We start from the raw sequence: 2206 nt of genomic DNA on the forward strand, positions 1-2206 counted from the left end.
GTATAGTAAAATATAATATGTTCAACACTTTTTACGATAAATATCAAAAAAGTGAAGACATAAAGACTGAACTACTCCCCGTCAAGTAGACAGGGTAAATAATGAAAAACGGCCTAGGCGGCTTGAGCCCTGTATTCGACAGGGCTCAAGCCGTTTAGTTGTTTCTGGAGACGATCATAGTTGTAGAACGATATGTAGGCCTCGATGGCCGATGGGAGTTCGCTATAGGCCTGGAACTCACGCAGGTAGTACATCTCAACTTTCAGGGTACCCCAAAAGCCCTCGATCGGGGCGTTGTCGAGACAACGTCCGACCCGGGACATGCTGTGGGTCAGTTTCGTGTCTTCCACCATACGTTTGAATCCTCTCGAGGTATACTGGAACCCTCGGTCGCTATGGACCATCGGACTTGCTCCTGTGCGGAGCCCTGCGATCGCTGGCATCATCGTCTGGAAGACGAGCGCGTTGTTGTTGGACTTCCCGATACGATGGCGACGATCGAGCCGTCATACAGGTCGATAATCGCGCTCAGATATGCCTTCCTCCCAGTCCCATATTTGAACTCGGTGACGTCGGTGCACCACTTCTCGTCCGGTCGGGACGCGCTGAATTCTCGGCTCATCAGGTTCTCGGCCACATGCTGCGGTGACGACTTTTTGTGCCGTTTTCGCTTCTGGCGGATGACCGAACGGATCTCATGGATGCGCATGAGACGATAGATCCGCTTCTCGTTGTATGCCGGCAGGCCATGCTGGCGTCGTCTGCGATTGACCGTCATGGTGATCCGTCGATAGCCGTAGGTCCCGTTCACCTGGTCATAGAGGAGACGGATGTCCTCTAGTAGGCTTAGGTTCTCCTCCTCGCGTACCGAGACGGTACACTTCAGCCATTTATAGTAGGCGGCCCGTGAGACCTGCGCGATCTCGCATAGGAGCACGACTGAGAACGTGTCGCTTGTCGACATTCCCTTGATGGCCGTGTAACGCAATCGTAGCCGGATTTGGCTAATCAACCTCTCCTCTCGATCTCCTCTAACTTTTTAGGAACAGGTTCTCGGCCCACAGGTGCTCGTTCTCCCGCTCGATCTATTGGATGCGACGTTCGAGCTTCTCCTCGTTGGTCAGTTCCTCTTCTTGCTTCGTCCGTCCGCGCCGGTCCTCGAGCCCATGCACGCCGGCGACGTCATATTTTTTCGTCCAGCCATAGACCTGCTGGTACGACACCGCGAATATCTCGGCCGTCCGTTGATAGTTCTGTCCGTTGTCCAGGCAATACCTGACGATTTCCATGCGTTCCTCGAATGTGGTCTTTCTCCCTTTTGCCATAGCTCGCCATCCCTTTTCTCGAATCTGTTAACTCTCTATGACTAGTATACTTCTTAATCCATTTTCTAAGAACAGACCCATCACTGATTTGATGGTTGGAGAGAACTTCTATCGTGGTGGCTCCGTCGAGATAGTCACGGACGGCCGCAATCTTCTGTTCCTTGGTGTAAGGGTTCCATGTCTTCGATTCCTTCAAGGCGTCGATTCCACCGATATCGAATTTGGCTTTCCACACCCGAAGGGCATCCTTAGAGACGTGATGAGCCTCCGTGATTTCCTTCCAAGTATATTTTTCTTCTTCCATCATATGTAGTGCACTCAGTTTTTGTTCGATTGAATGTCGACCTCTCGCCATAAAAAATACTCCCCAATCAGATAAACAGATTTGTTATTTCATCTGTCTACCTATTGGGGAGCATATCAGACCCATGGCGCTTTCTTATTGTAAAATGAAGTCACCACAACACACATTCAAACGTAAGAGACACTATGAGCTACACCAAAACACGAAAAATAGAAGCGTATTTGGACCCTTTAGAATCTAATGAAGGCGATATGCGACGAAAAGAGTATACTTTACGCCATTCTACGAGTACAAAAAAAACTTTCTATTTCTCCTACCTATCGCAGATCGCACTATGAATTTAATAAAGGCAGCAACCCCTGCGATACATACCGCCTTTCCGAACGGCTCGATTAAGACAATAGCGGATCTGGACAAGGAATTCCAATGCTAGCAGACTAAATTTGAGGTTTTCACAGAGGATATATTGAGGTCTATTTGACTAAACATCTTTTGCAAAATACCCTTTCAGGATACATTCAACGTTTTCCTTCGTAAATATTACCTATTATATTGAAGTTTGAAGAATTAAATTTAT

The 2206-nt window shown here is 48.1% G+C and carries 1 pseudogene; it reads right to left on the reverse strand.

Annotation, left to right across the window (positions count from 1 at the left end):
- Positions 1-113: 113 nt before the first annotated feature.
- Positions 114-1680 (reverse strand): annotated as a pseudogene (locus tag DPV68_RS13495) (IS3 family transposase).
- Positions 1681-2206 lie beyond the last annotated feature (526 nt).

Origin of the sequence: Exiguobacterium sp. TNDT2, from assembly GCF_003331145.1 — a bacterium.
Lineage (GTDB): Bacteria > Bacillota > Bacilli > Exiguobacteriales > Exiguobacteriaceae > Exiguobacterium.